The sequence below is a fragment of the Mucilaginibacter kameinonensis genome, from assembly GCF_003675385.1.
In the GTDB taxonomy this organism is placed as follows: Bacteria; Bacteroidota; Bacteroidia; order Sphingobacteriales; family Sphingobacteriaceae; genus Mucilaginibacter; species Mucilaginibacter kameinonensis.
In genome coordinates this window covers 1,284,531-1,302,512 of record NZ_RCWZ01000001.1, presented here as the reverse complement: position 1 = coordinate 1,302,512, position 17,982 = coordinate 1,284,531, and the positions used below count along the sequence as shown (strand labels likewise).

At 41.1% G+C, this 17,982-nt stretch carries 21 protein-coding genes; 6 read left to right on the top strand and 15 right to left on the bottom strand.

What is annotated here, in order from left to right:
* Positions 1–22 precede the first annotated feature (22 nt).
* On the bottom strand, positions 23–355 hold the full coding sequence (locus tag EAH55_RS05935; protein ID WP_112574490.1) for a hypothetical protein: 333 nt from the start codon (positions 353–355) through the stop codon (positions 23–25).
* Positions 356–849: 494 nt separating this feature from the next.
* On the opposite strand from EAH55_RS05935, the gene EAH55_RS05930 reads away from it, so the two are divergent.
* Positions 850–1,284: a GNAT family N-acetyltransferase gene (locus tag EAH55_RS05930; protein ID WP_121809042.1), complete on the top strand. Its 435-nt coding sequence runs from the start codon at positions 850–852 to the stop codon at positions 1,282–1,284.
* On the opposite strand, the gene EAH55_RS05925 is transcribed toward EAH55_RS05930, so the two are convergent.
* On the bottom strand, positions 1,259–2,164 hold the full coding sequence (locus tag EAH55_RS05925) for a DUF6340 family protein (protein ID WP_121808816.1): 906 nt from the start codon (positions 2,162–2,164) through the stop codon (positions 1,259–1,261). The genes EAH55_RS05930 and EAH55_RS05925 overlap by 26 nt on opposite strands.
* Positions 2,165–2,200: 36 nt before the next feature.
* Complete coding sequence (locus EAH55_RS05920) at positions 2,201–3,097, bottom strand: DUF6340 family protein (RefSeq protein WP_162996756.1); 897 nt, start codon at positions 3,095–3,097, stop codon at positions 2,201–2,203.
* Positions 3,098–3,334: 237 nt separating this feature from the next.
* Here EAH55_RS05920 and EAH55_RS05915 point away from each other — a divergent pair, with 237 nt between their 5' ends.
* A complete protein-coding gene (locus tag EAH55_RS05915) occupies positions 3,335–4,450 on the top strand; it encodes a M42 family metallopeptidase (RefSeq protein WP_090534250.1) in 1,116 nt (371 codons plus the stop codon).
* A gap of 102 nt (positions 4,451–4,552) precedes the next feature.
* Positions 4,553–5,455, top strand: coding sequence for a nucleotidyltransferase family protein (locus EAH55_RS05910; RefSeq protein WP_121808814.1), 903 nt, complete (start codon positions 4,553–4,555; stop codon positions 5,453–5,455).
* A 77-nt stretch (positions 5,456–5,532) separates the two neighbouring features.
* Here the strand turns inward: EAH55_RS05910 and EAH55_RS05905 are convergent, their stop codons facing one another.
* On the bottom strand, positions 5,533–5,919 hold the full coding sequence (locus EAH55_RS05905) for a hypothetical protein (RefSeq protein WP_114940020.1): 387 nt from the start codon (positions 5,917–5,919) through the stop codon (positions 5,533–5,535).
* Between the two features lie 242 nt (positions 5,920–6,161).
* Positions 6,162–6,554 carry a hypothetical protein gene (locus tag EAH55_RS05900; protein ID WP_121808813.1) on the bottom strand — a complete coding sequence of 131 codons (393 nt, stop codon included), beginning with the start codon at positions 6,552–6,554 and terminating at the stop codon, positions 6,162–6,164.
* A 112-nt stretch (positions 6,555–6,666) separates the two neighbouring features.
* Between EAH55_RS05900 and EAH55_RS05895 the strand changes: the two genes are divergently transcribed.
* Positions 6,667–8,940 (top strand): glycoside hydrolase family 31 protein, encoded by a 2,274-nt coding sequence (locus tag EAH55_RS05895; protein ID WP_121808812.1) that lies wholly within the window; start codon positions 6,667–6,669, stop codon positions 8,938–8,940.
* A gap of 188 nt (positions 8,941–9,128) precedes the next feature.
* Here the strand turns inward: EAH55_RS05895 and dnaK are convergent, their stop codons facing one another.
* Entirely contained in the window at positions 9,129–11,030 is a 1,902-nt protein-coding gene (gene dnaK / locus EAH55_RS05890) for a molecular chaperone DnaK (protein WP_112574498.1), read from the bottom strand.
* A gap of 257 nt (positions 11,031–11,287) precedes the next feature.
* On the opposite strand from dnaK, the gene EAH55_RS05885 reads away from it, so the two are divergent.
* Complete coding sequence (locus tag EAH55_RS05885) at positions 11,288–11,578, top strand: hypothetical protein (RefSeq protein WP_121808811.1); 291 nt, start codon at positions 11,288–11,290, stop codon at positions 11,576–11,578.
* Positions 11,579–11,864: 286 nt separating this feature from the next.
* Positions 11,865–12,356, top strand: a complete 492-nt coding sequence (locus EAH55_RS05880) for a GNAT family N-acetyltransferase (RefSeq protein ID WP_162996755.1) — start codon at positions 11,865–11,867, stop codon at positions 12,354–12,356.
* A 73-nt stretch (positions 12,357–12,429) separates the two neighbouring features.
* On the opposite strand, the gene EAH55_RS05875 is transcribed toward EAH55_RS05880, so the two are convergent.
* The 9 genes from EAH55_RS05875 to map form a co-directional block, all read right to left on the bottom strand.
* The gene (locus tag EAH55_RS05875) at positions 12,430–12,912 is read right to left on the bottom strand and encodes a nuclear transport factor 2 family protein (RefSeq protein ID WP_121808809.1); all 483 of its coding nucleotides are present in this window, start codon (positions 12,910–12,912) and stop codon (positions 12,430–12,432) included.
* A gap of 324 nt (positions 12,913–13,236) precedes the next feature.
* Positions 13,237–13,788, bottom strand: coding sequence for a 50S ribosomal protein L17 (rplQ, locus tag EAH55_RS05870; RefSeq protein WP_114940013.1), 552 nt, complete (start codon positions 13,786–13,788; stop codon positions 13,237–13,239).
* A gap of 139 nt (positions 13,789–13,927) precedes the next feature.
* Positions 13,928–14,920 carry a DNA-directed RNA polymerase subunit alpha gene (locus tag EAH55_RS05865; RefSeq protein ID WP_022833265.1) on the bottom strand — a complete coding sequence of 331 codons (993 nt, stop codon included), beginning with the start codon at positions 14,918–14,920 and terminating at the stop codon, positions 13,928–13,930.
* A gap of 193 nt (positions 14,921–15,113) precedes the next feature.
* Positions 15,114–15,722 carry a 30S ribosomal protein S4 gene (gene rpsD / locus EAH55_RS05860; RefSeq protein WP_112574504.1) on the bottom strand — a complete coding sequence of 203 codons (609 nt, stop codon included), beginning with the start codon at positions 15,720–15,722 and terminating at the stop codon, positions 15,114–15,116.
* A 67-nt stretch (positions 15,723–15,789) separates the two neighbouring features.
* Complete coding sequence (gene rpsK, locus EAH55_RS05855) at positions 15,790–16,179, bottom strand: 30S ribosomal protein S11 (RefSeq protein ID WP_112574505.1); 390 nt, start codon at positions 16,177–16,179, stop codon at positions 15,790–15,792.
* A 134-nt stretch (positions 16,180–16,313) separates the two neighbouring features.
* Positions 16,314–16,691, bottom strand: coding sequence for a 30S ribosomal protein S13 (gene rpsM / locus EAH55_RS05850; RefSeq protein WP_091215993.1), 378 nt, complete (start codon positions 16,689–16,691; stop codon positions 16,314–16,316).
* 89 nt (positions 16,692–16,780) lie between these two features.
* Complete coding sequence (gene ykgO / locus EAH55_RS05845) at positions 16,781–16,897, bottom strand: type B 50S ribosomal protein L36 (RefSeq protein ID WP_022833269.1); 117 nt, start codon at positions 16,895–16,897, stop codon at positions 16,781–16,783.
* Positions 16,898–16,901: 4 nt separating this feature from the next.
* Positions 16,902–17,120, bottom strand: a complete 219-nt coding sequence (infA, locus tag EAH55_RS05840; RefSeq protein WP_022833270.1) for a translation initiation factor IF-1 — start codon at positions 17,118–17,120, stop codon at positions 16,902–16,904.
* A 64-nt stretch (positions 17,121–17,184) separates the two neighbouring features.
* Entirely contained in the window at positions 17,185–17,976 is a 792-nt protein-coding gene (gene map, locus EAH55_RS05835) for a type I methionyl aminopeptidase (protein WP_112574506.1), read from the bottom strand.
* Positions 17,977–17,982 lie beyond the last annotated feature (6 nt).

The following is a 17,982-nucleotide window of genomic DNA, read 5'->3' as shown; positions in this document are numbered from 1 at the left end:
GAAGTATCCGGTTAAATTCATCTTATGCGTTTGGCGGGGGCGTAGGGACTACAGGGTGATATACCTGTTTATATAATGCGTTTTCCTGGTTATGGAGAACCTTGGATTCGGTAATGAAGGTGATGAAGTTGATGGCGTGGAAATCATACGCATCGAAGGTCTTTTTCTCCTTCATCAAGTCTTTTTCCGGACTGTCCTTTTCAGTTTTGCTTTCCTGCTCTAACTGAAGGATCACCGCGCTTACAGTTTTGTTATCAAGACATGAAAACAAGGGAGCAAGCGAAATGCCCATCTTTATTACAAAGACGGTCATGAACAGCGCCACTACCCATATTTTATTATTCCTGATCTTCATCAATACAAATATATAAAAATCCGTTGTTAAACCATCGGCTTAACTAAGCAAAAGCTATTCTTACAATACAATTACCGTTTTTTAACAATTATTAACACATGCAAAAAACTAAAGCTTTATGACATAGACGCTAAAAACGAAGCCCTGTTACAAATTAAGAATCTTTTTCCGGCATAGGTGTTGAGCTACCGCCCAATGTCATTAAGTTAAGAGATTGACAGGCTGCACCAGAGGTGCAAAAGGTTTGTAGCAGTAAGATATACCTGATTTTTAGTGTGCCATAGGTACACAACTCCGGTGTTCCGTACCTATGGCACGGTTGTTTTTGGGTATATTATTGCTACAAACCTTTACCCCCTCTGGGGATTTCCTTTAACTTAATGCCATTGAGCTACCGCCAGAGCCGAGGTTGCTGTTTACACAGTAAAATATCTTATTTGTTTACTTTTGGGCTTTCATTTACCAAATTCGAAATCGAACATCCGAAATTAAAAATGTCAGAAGTATCTATAGAGCAAATTCGTCCGGAACTTACCTGGAGACTGAGGCAGCGCGTTTTGTATCCAGAAAGCAAACTTTATGAAATGGAAATGGATGAGGATAACCACGGCTATCACTTTGCTGCGTTTAAGGATAACAATATTATAGCGGTGATATCTCTTTTTGATAAAGGTACCGATTGGCAGTTCAGGAAATTTGCTGTTGACGAAACCATGCAGAACATGGGAATAGGCCGCCTGGTATTACAACATATAACCGACTTTGCCACAACAAACGGCGGCACCCGCTTGTGGTGCAATGCAAGGCTGTCTGCCATTAACTTTTATCTTAAAGCGGGCTTTAGCCACACCGGCAACCTATTTTCAAAAAACGGATTCGATTACGAGATCCTCGAAAAACCGCTTACTCCTGCTCAAGAGACGGAATAATGGCGTTTGCCCGGAAGTTTTGTTGTTTTTCGTTCGATAACTTCGCTGCCTTGAGGGCTTCTTCAATATCGCCCTGCGCTTCGTATAATACAGCAAGGTTATAGGCCGCATGGCTGGCCAGCTTCAGGTCGGGCCCATCAATAATGGGGTTCAGTATTTTAAAGGCTTCATGATACCGCTTCGCGACCATGTGGTTAATAGCTGCTTTCAGGCTGTCGTTATCAGCATAAAGCGGTCGCTGATTAGTTAAGGTAGATGGCAAATAATCCTTAATAGCGTCAATAGCCGCGTTCCCTGCCGATTGGTTTATTGCCTGCCCATTTCCCTTTACCGTAGGATGCACTATCAAAGCTGCCAATATACCGTAATAACGGCTCTCCGAATGATAATCTTTTGCTTTACCTCTCAATATCTTAAAGTAATTGCCATCGCTTTCATACAGCGTAAATTTCACGTTAACCACCGTAGTATATACTTCCATGGTGTCAACAAGCTCCATGGGTATATCAGCACTTAGCGAATCAAGGGTTAAAACGTAATTGGCACTGTACTTTTCGGCAAGCTTTTTTACCGGTGTAGTATCGGCAGATAAATTGGCAGAATCGGCAAGTACGGTTGTTTGAATATGCGGCAGCATATCAAGTTGTTTGGCGGCCATTGCAATAGCGCTGTAGGAGCCGCCTTTTAACACATTGCGTTTACGCTTATTTTTATTCGCTACCGAATCAACCGTAAACCGGTTTGCCACTACAACCCTGGTTTCGTCATGTCCCAGTTCCAGTTTTGGAGCATAGTTAACCGGCACGGTAAGTTGATAATCGACACCGCAGGATGCCAAACCCAGGGCGGCAAGCGCACAAATGATTAATAAAGTTTTCAAGGTATTTGTAATAAGGTTGGTTTAGGTTTGGGCGCTTTATTCTTTCATCAAATCAACTATAATGGCTTTAGCATAATCATTAGGTTGTTTTTGATTGGATACTTTGGCCACATCAAGCGCGGCTTCAATATCACCCTGGGCTTCATACACTACCGCGAGGTTGTAAGCAGCCCTGCTGGCAAGCTTCAGGTCGGGCCCATCAATAAGCGGGTTCAGGATCTGGAAAGCCTTATCAAACTTTCCGGCTTTGATCAGCTCGACCGAACTGCTTAACTGATCGCCGTTGGCATAAAGCGGCCTGTCGTGGTAATCGGTATATGGCAAATAATCCTTAAGTGCATCTAAAGCCGAATTTCGGATGGCGTCAAATAGTGGCCCACCGTGGGCAAGTAAACTTGATGCGCTTCCGTAGGAGTTATTATCATATAACTCGCCTTCGCCATTTAGCTTTTTAGAGTAAAGGCCGTTTGCTTCGTAAAGGGTAAAGCTTGTAGTGATAACCGTTGCACGGTAAACAGATGGCACACCGTTATAATTGTCTTGTTTCCATTTGGTTTCACCTTTAAAATCCTCAAAAGCCAGCACATAAGCAGCTTTGTATTTTTTAGCCAAAAACTTAACAGAATCGGTATTGGCGGTAAAATTAACCGAATCTACCAGTCTAACTACTTTTACACCCGGCAGAGCGTGCAATTGAATGGCAGCATTATTAATAGCGGTATAAGCAGCGGCTTTAAACGTAGCCAATACACGCTTGCCCCGGTTACGGGTTGAATCGGGCATATAATGATTAACAACCACTATAGTTGTCCTTCCCCTGCTAAAATTCAGTTTCGGAGCATAATCAACCGGAACATTTACATATTGAGGAACACTGCACGCGGCTAAAAAGCAAGCAGCAAATAAGATACAAGTAAGCCTGAATAGTTTCACTTTATTAAAAATTAAATATCGCGGAAAGGTATAACATAAGCATGAAAGCATTATGAAATAACCGGTCATTTTTGTATCAAAACAAACCAGCGTCTTTATTGTGACTAAATATTTTCAAAAACGTTTAATGTCAATCGTACATATTTAATACTCAGTTTATATCCGTCTTAATTTTAGCGCAATGTCACGAGCTTTATTATATTTGCTGTATTACACTTAGTTTGACATCAATCCGACATGGCTAAAAAGAAATCTGACGCCCCACAGCATACTTCTGTTGTAAATGAAACTTCACTCGCGTTTTTCGAAAAATATATCAACAACCCCTCGCCTACCGGCTTTGAGTGGAAAGGCCAGGAGCTTTGGCTTGAATACCTGAAACCTTATATCGATACACATTATGTTGATAACTACGGCACAGCGGTTGGTATCATTAACCCTAAGGCCGATTATAAAGTAGTTATTGAAGCCCATGCCGATGAAATTTCGTGGTTTGTAAACTACATTACCAACGATGGTTTAATATATGTTATCCGTAACGGTGGTTCAGATCATCAGATAGCTCCTTCAAAGCGTGTAAACATCCATACTGATAATGGCGTAGTTAAAGCCGTTTTCGGCTGGCCGGCTATCCATACCCGCCTGGGTGGCGATAAAGAAGAGGCCCCAACACTAAAAAACATCTTTTTAGATTGCGGGTGTACTTCAAAAGAAGAGGTTGAAAAACTGGGCATCCACGTAGGTTGCGTAATTACCTATGAGGATGAGTTTATGGTGCTTAACGACCGCTATTATGTCGGCCGCGCGCTTGATAACCGTGCAGGCGGCTTCATGATTGCCGAAGTAGCCCGTTTGCTAAAAGAAAACAATGTAAAACTACCTTTTGGCCTATATATAGTTAATGCAGTACAGGAAGAGATTGGTTTACGTGGTGCCGAAATGATTGCCCATAAAATTAAACCTAATGTGGCTATCGTTACCGATGTTACGCATGATACGCAAACGCCAATGATCAATAAAATTACCCAGGGCGATCTGGCCTGTGGTAAAGGCCCGGTAGTATCATACGCCCCTGCTGTACAAAACAACCTGAATAAATTATTGATTGAAAGCGCCCAAAAAGCGGGTATTCCATTCCAGCGCCAGGCGTCATCACGTTCAACAGGTACCGATACCGATGCTTTTGCGTATTCAAATGACGGCGTTCCGTCGGCATTAATCTCATTGCCTCTACGTTATATGCATACCACTGTAGAGATGATCCACAAGGAAGATGTTGACAATGTGATCCGTTTGATATACGAATCGCTGTTAAACATACAGGCAGGTCAGGACTTCAGGTATATCAAATAACAAAAAGTTAATATAACCCGTAAAACAATTCGGGCTAATATTCATTTCTCTCATAAAAAATTAAAACGCAACCCAAATATTAAAAATCCCCAAGAATCTACTATGAAGCCAACTTTATTGATACTCGCGGCAGGTATGGCCAGCCGTTACGGAAGCATGAAGCAAGTTGACGGTTTTGGCCCCAATGGCGAAACCATTATTGATTATTCAATTTACGACGCCATTAAAGCCGGCTTTGGTAAAGTAACCTTTATCATCCGCGAAGAGTTTGCCGATAGCTTTAAAGCTATTTTTGAGCCAAAACTGGCTGGCCGTGTTGAAACAGATTATGTATTTCAAAGTTTTGACCTTAAACCATTTGGTATTGATAAACAAATAGAACGCGCTAAACCATGGGGAACTGCCCATGCGGTACTTGCAGCACGCAACCAGGTTAACGAGCCTTTTTGTGTAATTAATGCTGATGACTACTATGGTTATGACGCATTTGAAAAAATGGCTAAATTCTTAACCACCGAAGTTAAAGACGACCTGTATTCGCTGGTAGGATACCAGATTGACCGTACACTTTCTGATTACGGTTCGGTATCACGCGGTGTATGTAAAGTTGATGATGCCGGCAACATGGTTGAAATTAACGAGCGTACCGAAGTTTATTTTAAAGAAGATGGCAGCGTAGCTTATAAAGACGCGACCGGCGAGCACCCGCTTCCTAACGATACCCGCGTATCAATGAACTTCTGGGGCTTTACTCCAGCTATCTTTAAACAAAGCGAGCAAATGTTTGTAGACTTTGTTGCCGCTAACGAAAATAACCCTAAATCAGAGTTCTTTATTCCGTTGGCTGCCGATAAACTGATTAAAGATGGTACAGCTGCATTTAAAGTGATCCCTACAGGTTCAAAATGGTTCGGTGTTACTTACAAAGAAGATAAGCCTATTGTTCAAAAAAGCATTTCTGATCTTGTAGCTAACGGCGTTTACCCTGAAAAACTTTGGGACTAAATATTTTACTACTTAAAACAAAAGCTCCCGTCGGTAACCGAACGGGAGCTTTTTTTATTGATATGCTTAATTAAAAATTAGTCCTGGTAAATAAAGAATGTTTTTTGATCGTTTTCTTCGTATACGTGCAGGTTTTTCTTAACTACCTGGTTGCCTGTTTTAACTTCCATAGTATAATCGCCATCTTCAAGTTCGGTTAAAACATAACCTCTTTCAACATCAGTTTTGGTTGATACTACATCTTTCAGCAACAACTCGTTATGTTTGCCATAAACACGTACAAATGAACGGCCGGCATCTGATTTCGCGATAGTTAGTTTAACACCACGATCGTGGTCAAGTGCGCGGAAAGATACTACCTCTTTAGCTTTTGGGGTTACATCGGCTGCTTTAGCGGCTGTAGTAGCAAAAACACCTGCAGTTAATAAGAAGAATAATGCTGATAATTTTATTGAAGTTTTCATGATTTTGAGCTTTTAAGTATGTTAAATATTTTGTGTTTGTTATTTTCAATGATCAAATGAACAACATTAATTTTAACTGCTAAAAAGTGTTATACCAGCGCTTTATAAATATAGACCAATCACAAAAAGCAATCGGCAAACGCTTAAAACGCATTAATTATCAATATTTTACGAGTTGGTCGAAAATTAAGGGGAGTTGATCGGTCAGATTAACCGATTGGTCGGGCTAAAGCAATAACAGGTTATTTAAAAACATCATGCACCTTCAGGTTTATGCTTGCAGCCCCTAATATCAACATCGCTAATATTATTAAAGGCACGGCAAGTGCATAACCATCTGATTCAGTTCTTTGATGTTCATCTTCCCATGATTTAGTGGAAGTACAAAAAATGCCCAAGCATAATGCTACGCCAATCAAAACATAATGATCATTATTAAAAATAATCCCGTTGGCATTATAAGTTCTCTTACTGATGAAGCACAGTACAAATAAATCCCGGATAAGATTGAAACTTAAAAACAACATTGCGGCAGCAATACTTTTCGCAAGGTTTGATGCGCCTTGCGAGTCGGCGCCCCTTTTTGTTCTGCTTAGTGTGTATATCGGTAATAGTATATCTTGAAGTAACTTCATTAAATAACCTTAGCGCTGTTAAAAGTAAGCAAGCAAACTCACATTTTACAAAACCAGCCCAACCAAACAACGTTGCTTTTAAGTATCCTATCTATCCGGGTACACCACAGGCATGAATTTTCAAATAGCAGGTAACGTACAGGGCTTCAAACAACAGGATGGCATATTAATCATTAAAACCGCCGAAGCCGAAGCGAGGGTTTACATCTACAGCCCAACCATTATCCGGGTAAACATCAGCAAAAACTTCGATCCGGCAGATACATCCTTCGCTGTGATCAGGCAACCGCAGCCCGATTTTGATTTTGATGAATCCTCTGCCAATATTGATATAACCACGTCGGCATTAAAGCTTAGCATCCAGAAATCACCGTTGAGGTTTAATTTTTTTACTGTCGATGGCATTTCACTTAGTGAAGATGATGCCCGCTTCGGCACCAACTGGCAGGGCGAACGGGTAACCTGCTATCGTCGAATGTTCGAAGGCGAAAGATTTATCGGGCTTGGCGAAAAAACCGGCAACCTTGACAGGCGCGGTTCTGCTTACGTAAACTGGAATACCGATGCGCCCAACCATACCCCCGAATCTGATCCGCTTTATAAAACCTTTCCGTTTTTCATAGGGCTACACAGCGGCCTCACCTACGGCCTCTTTCTCGACAATACCTATAAAAGTTATTTCGATTTCGGTGCATCTACAGATGAGGAAACAAGCTGGTTTGGTGCCGACGGTGGTGATTTGAATTATTATTTCTTCGGAGCGCAGGGAGTTGCCAAAATTATTGAGGATTATACCTGGCTTACCGGCCGGATGGAAATGCCGCCGCTCTGGAGCCTGGGTTATCAGCAATGCCGATGGAGCTATATGAGCGCCGATGAGGTGTTGAACATAGCCCAAACCTTCCGTAAAAAACAAATCCCTGCCGATGTCATGTATTGCGATATCGACTATATGGACGATTTCAAGATCTTCACCTGGAATAAAAAGACTTTCCCTAAACCCAAGCAAATGCTGGATCAGCTAAAAGCTATGCACTTCAGACTGGTTACCATTGTTGATCCGGGTATTAAGGTAGAAGAGGATTACAAAGAATATGATGAGGGCATTGAACAAGATTATTTTGCCAAATACCCCGATGGCGAAAACTATACCGGTTACGTTTGGCCCGGTCGCTGCCATTTTCCAGATTTTTTCAGGGAAGATGTCCGCGAGTGGTGGGGTGCAGCCTTTACCGCGCTTACCAATCCCGGCGTTGAAGGTTTTTGGAACGATATGAACGAACCTGCCGCATGGGGGCAAAACATTCCGTGGATAGTAAAATTTGGTGATAAGTTTATGCCGGAGGTACGCAACGCCTACGGCATGCAAATGGCCCGTGCAACTTATGATGGCACAAGGAAGATCCTGGGCAACAAACGACCATTTGTATTAACCCGTGCCGCTTATTCAGGCACACAACGTTATTCAGCTGTGTGGACAGGTGATAACACTGCCACCGACGCCCATATGCTATTAGGCCCCCGGTTGGTGAACAGTTTAGGGATTACAGGTATGGCTTTTGTCGGTGTGGATATTGGCGGTTTCAGCGGCAACCCTACGCCCGAGCTGATGGTGCGCTGGAATTCGTTGGGTACGTATACTCCTATGTTCCGCAATCATGCCATACAGGGCAGCAAAATGCGTGAGCCATGGGAATGGGGTGTAGACAATGAGCAGATCATCAAAAAAGATATCGAGCAGCGGTATATACTCCTGCCCTATTTGTATAGCAGCTTTTACCAATCAACCCAAACCGGTTTGCCGGTAAACCGCACATTGGCTATTGAGCATACAACCGATGAAAACATTTTTGACGAACGCTTTCAAAATGAATTTATGTTTGGCGATGCCATGCTGATTGTCCCGGTAGAGAGTACTAAACTTAATGAAGATGTTTACCTGCCTAAAGGTTCCTGGTACCGGCTAAGCAATGACAGATTTTATGATGGCGAACAAGTAGTGAATGTGTCGACCCCGCTGACAGATTTGCCCGTGTTTGTAAAAGCAGGCGGCATTATCCCAATGCAAAGTGTTGTGCAAAGCACCAATGAACCCGGAGATGGCATATTGCAGATCCACATCTGGAATGGAAACGAACCTAATAGCTTCGTTTACTATGAAGATGATGGTGTCTCGTATGATTATGAACAGGGTAGTTATTATAAACGCGTTATCAGTTTCAACTCCGTAGAAAAAAGCATCGGTTTATCGGCGGTTGAGGGGGCATTTAAATCGCGGTTTATGCAGTTGAAATTTGTTTTGCATGGGTTTGAGGGAGTTAAGTTGAAAGATGGGGTAATGAGGAATGAAAGCGGAGATATTGAGGTGAGGTTAAACGCCGACTAAAACTCATAGCGTCATTGCTGTAAGGTACGAAGCAACCCCAAGAGGCAGAGAGGCGATGCAAGTCCGCGCTGTACAGTCGGAGATTGCTTCGTACCTCGCAATGACGTGTAAATGGAAGATTTATCTCACAAAAAAAGCCCGGTGTGGAATTAACCAAACCGGGCTTTATACTATAGAAATAAAACTTATTATTTCACTTCTTCAAAATCAACGTCTGTAACGGTGTCAGAGTTATCCTGCGCACCGGCACCTGGGTTGCCATCACCTGGCTGACCTTGAGCACCTTCGGCAGAAGCTTTGTACATATCTTCAGATGCAGCAGTCCAGGCAGTGTTAAGCTCGGTTTGTGCAGCTTCGATAGCGTCAAAGTTTTTAGCTGAATAAGCTTCTTTCAATTTAGCTAAACCAGCTTCGATTGGAGCTTTTTTATCAGCAGGGATCTTATCGCCGTACTCTTTCAATTGTTTTTCTGTCGAGAAGATCAGGGCATCGGCAGCGTTCAGTTTTTCAACTTCTTCTTTTGCCTTTTTGTCAGCATCAGCGTTTGCTTCAGCTTCGTCTTTCATCTTTTTGATCTCGGCATCAGTTAAACCTGAAGAAGCTTCGATACGGATTTTTTGCTCTTTACCTGTAGCTTTATCTTTTGCAGATACGTGCAGGATACCGTTAGCATCAATATCGAAAGTAACTTCGATTTGTGGTACGCCACGAGGTGCTGGTGGAATACCATCCAGGTGGAAACGACCTATAGTACGGTTACCCGCAGCCATTGGGCGCTCACCTTGTAATATGTGGATCTCAACTGATGGCTGGCTGTCGCTGGCGGTTGAGAAAGTTTCAGATTTTTTAGTAGGGATAGTAGTGTTTGACTCGATCAATTTAGTCATTACACCACCCATAGTTTCGATACCTAATGAAAGTGGGGTAACGTCAAGTAATAACACGTCTTTAACCTCACCTGTTAATACACCACCTTGAATAGCAGCACCGATAGCCACAACTTCATCTGGGTTAACACCTTTTGAAGGAGCTTTACCAAAGAATTTTTGTACAGCTTCCTGGATAGCAGGGATACGGGTTGAACCACCTACCAGGATCACTTCGTCGATATCAGAAGTGCTTAAACCAGCGTTTTTCAAAGCCGATTTACAAGGCTCGATAGTACGTTTGATCAAAGTATCAGCTAATTGCTCAAATTTAGCACGGGTTAAAGTTTTAACTAAGTGCTTAGGCATGCCATCAACAGCAGTGATGTATGGCAGGTTGATTTCAGTTTGTGCTGAACTTGATAACTCAATTTTAGCTTTCTCGGCCGATTCTTTTAAACGTTGTAAAGCCATTGGATCTTTACGCAGATCAATACCTTCGTCGCTTTTAAATTCTTCTGCCAACCAGTCAATAATTACCTGGTCAAAGTCGTCACCACCTAAGTGAGTATCACCGTCAGTTGATTTTACTTCGAAAACACCATCGCCCAACTCCAGGATAGATACGTCATGCGTACCACCACCGCAGTCAAACACAGCAATTTTCATATCCTTGTGCGCTTTATCAAAACCGTAAGCCAAAGCAGCAGCTGTAGGCTCGTTAATGATACGGCGTACTTTTAAACCAGCAATTTCACCGGCCTCTTTAGTAGCCTGGCGCTGAGCATCGTTAAAGTAAGCAGGAACGGTAATAACCGCTTCAGTTACTTCGGTACCTAAGAAATCTTCAGCAGTTTTCTTCATTTTTTGAAGAATCATGGCCGAAATTTCTTGCGGGGTATATTTACGGTCGCCAATTTCAACACGTGGGGTGTTGTTGTCGCCTTTAACTACTTTATAAGGTACACGTGCCGCTTCACTTGTAACTTCACTAAACTGGTTACCCATAAAGCGTTTGATTGACGAAATGGTTTTTGTAGGGTTAGTGATAGCCTGACGTTTTGCAGGATCACCAACTTTACGTTCGCCATTATCAATAAAAGCCACTACAGACGGCGTAGTACGTTTACCCTCGCTGTTAGCTATAACTACAGGCTCGTTACCTTCCATTACAGCAACGCAGGAGTTAGTTGTTCCTAAGTCGATTCCAATTATTTTAGACATATATGATTGTTTTTCTTTTTTGATTTATTGTTTACTTACCACCGCTATTTATCAATGCGTGTGCCAATATGCCAATGGCAGTAAAAATCGCCTCTAATTGTCAGTTTGTGAACAAGGCGGCAGGATAGCTTACTTTACGGTGACAGGTTGGCAGAAATTGCGAGGCGAAAGGTAAAAGGCGAAAGGTAAAAGGTTATCCACGGTTTGCTAATTGTCAGTTTATCCCTTAATTTGAAACGCGCAATTATAACACCGCTATGAAATATATCAGGGAAGGCAATAACAAGTTTGGAACCGTGCTTTACACCATCGATGGCAGCTACGTACGGAAAGGCCAGGGCCGGTTTGGCGACATCTTATATACCATAGACGGCAAAATAGTAAAAAAGGGACAAGGGATGTTTGGCGATGTAGTTTGCAATATCGACGATAACCTGATCAGGAAAGGTCGTACCCTTTTTGGCGATGTGCTCTATAATATCGATGGCAATTTTGTACGCGAAGGGCGCAGCCGGTTTAATGATATTAAATTTTATATTGATGAGTGATCTGAACCTGAATTAAAGATTTTTTAGAATTTGCTTAGCATTCGATCAATTCTTTAATTCGTTTAATTCGAGTTCAGACAATCGCAAAAAACCTTACTTTTATACGCATAAAATAACCGCCTCTGTTACTTAACAAACCCAACAGGCTCATCACATTGCCTGGAATTGCATAACAAACAGCCACATTCCTATTGGCTGTACATTCACTTTTAAAAAGCGAACTGATTTTTTATTGTTATTTAATTCCAAACAATCCATGTTTTTTATTCAATCGCAACGGTTACAAATGATACCGTTAACACGCGCGCAATTACTATTACTTAAGCAGGATCGTAAACTGCTGGAACTGTCATTAGGCTTAAACCCTTCTGCTATGCTAATCGATCCATTATATATCAAAGAAATCGACGACGCCTTCGATAATTTCTGGCTACCTAATACCCTTGCTTTTCCCGACAAACATCACTGGTATACGGACTGGGAAATCGTTCTTAAAAGCACTAACACCGTTATCGGAGGGATGGGCTTCGCCGGATATCCTAATGAAACAGGAGAAGCGGAAATAGGCTATATGATCGATGCTAACCAGCATAACAATGGATTTGCTACCGAAGCGTTGAAATTGCTATCGCAATGGGCCTTTACTCATGATTTTGTACAGGCCATCATCGTACATACTTATGCCGATAACTTTCCATCGCGAAGGATCCTGGATAAATGCGGCTTTAGTTTGATTAATGATGTTGAGGGCCTCTTAACTTATCAATTAAAAAAATAGGTAAACAAAAAAGACTTACGGTTAATCCACAACAGATACCGTAAGTCTTTATAGCCCTAATACGTGTATTTAATTATTTTGAAGCGTTGATAAGTGGTGTTTGATCATAGTAAGCTATCTCAACAGCTATTTTCCCGGCCTTATTAAATTCATCAAACTGCACCAAATGAAATTTAGCAGTCTTCTTTGTCTTTTTGTTTACTGTAGTTATCGTCCACCACGATTGCACGGTAAAAGGGTCTTTATCATATTGAAGACCATCGGGGTAACCTACTTTAACAATTTTGATGTCTCCCCAGTCTTTAGCTATAGCAGCCCAGCCCTTTTTTTGATCGGCAAGAGAAATCTTCTTTGGACTCGTCGGGTCGTAAAATATAGCCGTGTCAGCGTATAATTTCGCCAGGCCGGCCCAATCCTGCTTAATAAACAGATCGTTTGATTTGTTAACAATGGTGATATATGGATGTTCCTTGTAAATGATGCCGTTTTTCTTTGGGGCTTGGGCCCATGTACTACCTGCTAAAAGTACCAAAAGCACGATCAAAAGATTTTTCATTGTTTTAGGATTTAAGGGTTAAACTTGATTACATTACCTCTTAAATTTAACTACAATAAATCAAAAAACACCAACTAATAAACTGATTATTAGAAATTTATACAAAAACTGTAAAGTTTCAAACAATGAAACTTCTGTAAGCAGGAGAACATTAAAACAATACCAGGAGTTAAAAATTCAGTAAAAAACATCCGGGCTGAAAAAACATACATTTACATTCCCTGTTCAAAACAAACTGCTTACAGATAAAAGAGCCTGATTAAAACAAAAGCGGCCCGCTCAATGAGCAGGCCGCTTTTAGTATCTGTTAAGATGAATAATTAATTATTCGCCTTTTTCAGCATTTTCTTCGTTTTCAGAAGGTGCAGGTGCTTCAGCAGCTGGTTCTTCTTTAACGTCTTCAACTACTACAGCTTCTTCTGCGGCTACAGGAGCAGCAGTTTTAGCTTTCGCGCCAGAACCACCACGACGACGGGTTGATTTCTTAGCAGGAGCAGCAGCGTCAGCACCGTAAACAGTGTTGTAATCAACAAGTTCAATGATTGCCATTTCAGCGTTATCGCCTAAACGGTTTTCTAACTTGATGATACGGGTGTAACCACCTGGGCGGTTAGCAATTTTCTCAGCAACTTCGCGGAAAAGGATTGAAGTAGCATCTTTATCCTGAAGGTAGCTAAATACTGTACGACGAGAATGCGTAGTATCGTTTTTTGATTTTGTTAAAAGTGGCTCAACATAACCGCGTAAAACTTTTGCTTTTGCTAATGTTGTAGTGATACGCTTGTGTAAAATAAGCGAAGTTGCCATGTTAGCCAGCATCGCTTTGCGGTGGCTGGTAGTACGGCCTAAGTGATTGTTTTTGTTTCCGTGTCTCATTGTTTTATATATTTCACGTGCATACCGTTGGGCGATAGGCTCAAGCCCTCGGAATTATGCTTTCGCTTAATTAATATTCATTTAAAAAAGAAAGGTTTGAAATAAGACTAATCTCTTATCTCAAACCTCTAATCTCTTATTATTCTTCGTCTAACTTAAATTTAGACAGGTTCATACCAAAAGATAAGCCTTTTGATTTAACCAGGTCTTGGATTTCAGTTAACGATTTTTTACCAAAGTTCCTGAATTTTAACATGTCAGCAACATCGTACGATACCAGATCAGCAAGGCTGCGGATATCAGCAGCTTTAAGGCAGTTAAGGGCACGTACAGAAAGGTCAAGATCAACCAATTCGGTTTTAAGGATCTTGCGCATGTGCAGGATCTCTTCGTCAACCTCTTTAGTTTCTTCTTTAGCCTGTGCTTCAAGCATCATGTTTTCATCGCTGAACAGCATAAAGTGCTGGATCAGGATTTTAGCTGCTTCTTTCAAAGCATCTTCAGGATGGATAGAACCATCGGTAGCAATATCCAATACTAATTTTTCATAGTCGGTTTTTTGCTCAACACGATAGTTTTCGATGGTATATTTTACGTTTTTGATCGGGGTATAGATCGAATCGATAGCTATAACACCAACGTTAGCGTCAGGATTTTTATTTTCCTCGCTTGGTACGTAACCACGGCCTTTACCTACAGTAAGCTCAACTTCAAGCGTTACCGATGGGTCCATGTTGCAAAGTACCAAATCAGGATTTAATACAGTAAAGTTGTTAGAGAATTTGGTGATATCTCCAGCTTTAAATGCATCCTGGCCATTTACAATAACAAATATTTTCTCGCTGTCGCCAGACTCTCCTGTTTTCTTAAAACGAACTTGTTTAAGGTTCAGGATGATCTCGGTTACGTCTTCAACAACACCTTTGATGGTTGAAAATTCATGCGTTACTCCCGAAAAACGTACAGAAGTGATAGCAAAACCCTCAAGTGATGAAAGTAAGATACGACGCAGAGCATTACCAATGGTTACACCAAAACCTGGTTCTAACGGACGAAATTCAAACGTACCATCAAAATCATTTGCTTTTTGCATGATAACCTTGTCTGGTTTTTGAAATGCTAAAATTGCCATTTATATCCTTTATTTATTGTTTACTAATTAATAGATCTGAGATTTGAGATATTAGGTTCAGGACATTTTTACATGCCCGTATTCAACTATCTGGTACCTAAGAACATTCTTATAATTGATTTGTTTACGTATGTAACCAGAAATGAGATTTGAGAAAAAATCCCAAATCTCACATCTAATATCCAATATCTTATTATTTTGAGTACAACTCGACGATCAGGTTTTCCTTGATGTTTTCAGGAATCTCATCGCGGTTAGGATAGTTAAGGAATTTACCTGTAAGGTTATTCGCATCCCACTCTAACCAGCTGTATTTGTTGATTCTTCTTCCGGCTACTGAAGTAGTGATAGCTTCTAATGATTTAGATTTCTCACGTACTGCAACCACGTCACCAGCTTTTAATGCATAAGAAGCGATGTTTACAACAGCACCGTTAACAGTGATGTGTTTGTGGTTAACCAATTGGCGTGCTGCCGAACGTGTAGGAGCAATACCTAAACGGAAAACAGCGTTATCTAAACGTGCTTCCAAGAATTTCAACAGGTTTTCGCCTGTGATGCCTTCTTTAGCAGATGCACGGTGAAATAAGTTTTCGAACTGACGCTCTAATACACCGTAAGTGTATTTTACTTTTTGTTTCTCTTGCAACTGAGTTGAATACTCTGATTGCTTTCCACGGCGTTTTGATGCGCCATGTTGGCCCGGTGGGTAGTTTTTACGTTCTAACGCTTTGTCCGGACCGAAGATCGGCTCACGGAAACGACGGGCAATTTTGGATTTCGGTCCTGTATATCTGGCCATTTTTGTGTGTTCTTAAAGTATCAAACAACCTGTAGTTGCTGAATCTTAGCTTTAAAAAATATGTTAATTAAACTCTTCTTCTTTTTGAAGGACGGCAACCGTTGTGCGGAAGCGGTGTAATATCTTTAATCGTAGTTACTTCGATACCCGCAGTTTGCAAAGTACGGATAGCTGACTCACGACCAGCACCAGGGCCTTTTACAAATACTTCAACTTTACGTAAACCTAAGTCATAAGCAACTTTACCGCAATCAGCAGCAGCCTGACCGGCAGCGTAAGGAGTATTTTTCTTTGAACCTTTAAAACCCATTTTACCAGCAGATGACCATGAAATTGCCTGGCCGGTTTTGTTGGTAAGGGTAATGATGATGTTGTTAAAAGTAGCATTGATGTGTGCTTCGCCAACTGGCTCAACAATTACAATGCGTTTTTTGGTAACTTTTTTAGCTTTAGCCATTTTTTTAATTTTTGAATTAATGAATTACTGAATTAGCGAATAATTCGGACTCATTAATTATAATTTTCAAATGAGGTATTCCTGGCGATCTAAAAGCGACAACTACTCACCGCTCTTTGCTCACCAATCACTTACTACTTAGTAGCTTTTTTCTTGTTAGCAACTGTTTTACGTTTACCTTTACGGGTACGTGAGTTGTTTTTAGTACGCTGACCACGTAATGGTAAACCTTTACGGTGACGTGTACCACGGTAGCAACCAATATCCATCAAACGTTTAATGTTAAGCTGTACTTCTGAACGTAAAGCACCTTCAACTTTAATTTGCTCGTTGATGATACCACGTATAGCAGCTAATTGCTCATCGGTCCAGTCTTGTACTTTAATATTTACGTCGATGCCAGCTTCAGCTAAAATTCTTTGAGCTGTTGAACGGCCGATACCGTAAATGTAAGTAAGTCCGATTTCTCCTCTTTTATTCTTTGGTAAATCAATACCTGAAATCCTTGCCATATTTCTTGTAGTTTATTGAGTTATCGAATCATTGAATTATCGAATCGCTATCATCAGTAATTCAACATTCTCCAATTCAGTAATTGTTATTAGCCCTGGCGTTGTTTAAACTTCGGGTTCTTTTTGTTAATAACGTAAAGTTTCCCGTTACGGCGGATGATCTTGCAATCAGCGCTGCGCTTTTTGATGGATGCTCTAACTTTCATCTTTTTATTTATATCTATAGGTTATTCTACCCTTTGTTAAATCGTATGGGCTCATTTCCAATTTCACCCTGTCGCCAGGAAGAATTTTAATGTAGTGCATACGCATTTTGCCCGATATGTGCGCTATAATCTCATGACCATTTTCAAGTTCAACCCTGAACATTGCATTCGACAATGCCTCTCTAATTGTACCGTCTTGCTCAATCGAAGATTGTTTAGCCATATTTTGTTGATTATTACTTAATTATCCGCCCTAAAACCGGGATGCAAAATTAATAAAAAATTATTTAATTATTATTTTTTTCTTTTAAAACATTTTCTACGTAATCAAACGTCGATAAAATGTCTGGAGTACCTTTGCGTACCGCTACAGTATGCTCATAATGCGCCGAAGGTTTCTTATCAGAAGTTGAAACTGTCCAGCCATCATCCCAGAATTTAACACCGGCACGGCCAGCATTGATCATCGGTTCGATAGCTATCACCATTCCTTCTTCCAATTTGATACCTGCACCACGTTTGCCATAGTTAGGCACTTCCGGCTTCTCGTGCAGCTTTAACCCTACACCATGGCCTACAAGTTCCTTCACCACACCAAATCCGTTCTTTTCGGCATGCTCCTGTACAGCGTAACCAATATCACCAATACGCATACCCACAACCGCTTTCTCAACGCCCAGTTTTAAGCACTCCTGCGTAACACGCATGAGTTTTTTAACCTGGTCGCTTACTTCACCAATAGCAAAGGTATAAGCCGAATCGCCGTAGTATTTATTTAAAATAACACCACAATCAACTGATACCAGGTCGCCCTCGGTTAAAACGTGCGAGCCAGGAAAGCCATGTACAACCTGATCATTCAGGGAGATACACAGGGAGTAAGGAAATCCGTGATAGTTTAAAAAGGCAGGAACACCGCCGTTATCCCGTATAAAGGTTTCGGCAAGCTTATCCAGTTCAATTGTTTTAACACCCGGAGCGATAACCTTGGCTATCTCTCCGAGTGTTTTAGAAACAAGTAAAGAACTTTCTCTTATGAGTTCTATCTCTTCGACAGACTTATAATGGATTTTTGACATTACTAA

Bases quoted from the DNA above. Each gene is read 5' to 3' on its own strand.
- rpsM (WP_091215993.1), bottom strand. From the start codon at position 16,691: ATGGCAAGGATTTCAGGTATTGATTTACCAAAGAATAAAAGAGGAGAA.
- EAH55_RS05880 (WP_162996755.1), top strand. From the start codon at position 11,865: ATGATACCGTTAACACGCGCGCAATTACTATTACTTAAGCAGGATCGT.
- EAH55_RS05875 (WP_121808809.1), bottom strand. From the start codon at position 12,912: ATGAAAAATCTTTTGATCGTGCTTTTGGTACTTTTAGCAGGTAGTACA.
- ykgO (WP_022833269.1), bottom strand. From the start codon at position 16,897: ATGAAAGTTAGAGCATCCATCAAAAAGCGCAGCGCTGATTGCAAGATC.
- EAH55_RS05895 (WP_121808812.1), top strand. From the start codon at position 6,667: ATGAATTTTCAAATAGCAGGTAACGTACAGGGCTTCAAACAACAGGAT.
- rplQ (WP_114940013.1), bottom strand. From the start codon at position 13,788: ATGAGACACGGAAACAAAAACAATCACTTAGGCCGTACTACCAGCCAC.
- EAH55_RS05905 (WP_114940020.1), bottom strand. From the start codon at position 5,919: ATGAAAACTTCAATAAAATTATCAGCATTATTCTTCTTATTAACTGCA.
- map (WP_112574506.1), bottom strand. From the start codon at position 17,976: ATGTCAAAAATCCATTATAAGTCTGTCGAAGAGATAGAACTCATAAGA.
- EAH55_RS05885 (WP_121808811.1), top strand. From the start codon at position 11,288: ATGAAATATATCAGGGAAGGCAATAACAAGTTTGGAACCGTGCTTTAC.
- EAH55_RS05935 (WP_112574490.1), bottom strand. From the start codon at position 355: ATGAAGATCAGGAATAATAAAATATGGGTAGTGGCGCTGTTCATGACC.
- dnaK (WP_112574498.1), bottom strand. From the start codon at position 11,030: ATGTCTAAAATAATTGGAATCGACTTAGGAACAACTAACTCCTGCGTT.
- EAH55_RS05915 (WP_090534250.1), top strand. From the start codon at position 3,335: ATGGCTAAAAAGAAATCTGACGCCCCACAGCATACTTCTGTTGTAAAT.
- rpsD (WP_112574504.1), bottom strand. From the start codon at position 15,722: ATGGCCAGATATACAGGACCGAAATCCAAAATTGCCCGTCGTTTCCGT.
- infA (WP_022833270.1), bottom strand. From the start codon at position 17,120: ATGGCTAAACAATCTTCGATTGAGCAAGACGGTACAATTAGAGAGGCA.
- EAH55_RS05910 (WP_121808814.1), top strand. From the start codon at position 4,553: ATGAAGCCAACTTTATTGATACTCGCGGCAGGTATGGCCAGCCGTTAC.
- EAH55_RS05865 (WP_022833265.1), bottom strand. From the start codon at position 14,920: ATGGCAATTTTAGCATTTCAAAAACCAGACAAGGTTATCATGCAAAAA.
- rpsK (WP_112574505.1), bottom strand. From the start codon at position 16,179: ATGGCTAAAGCTAAAAAAGTTACCAAAAAACGCATTGTAATTGTTGAG.
- EAH55_RS05900 (WP_121808813.1), bottom strand. From the start codon at position 6,554: ATGAAGTTACTTCAAGATATACTATTACCGATATACACACTAAGCAGA.
- EAH55_RS05930 (WP_121809042.1), top strand. From the start codon at position 850: ATGTCAGAAGTATCTATAGAGCAAATTCGTCCGGAACTTACCTGGAGA.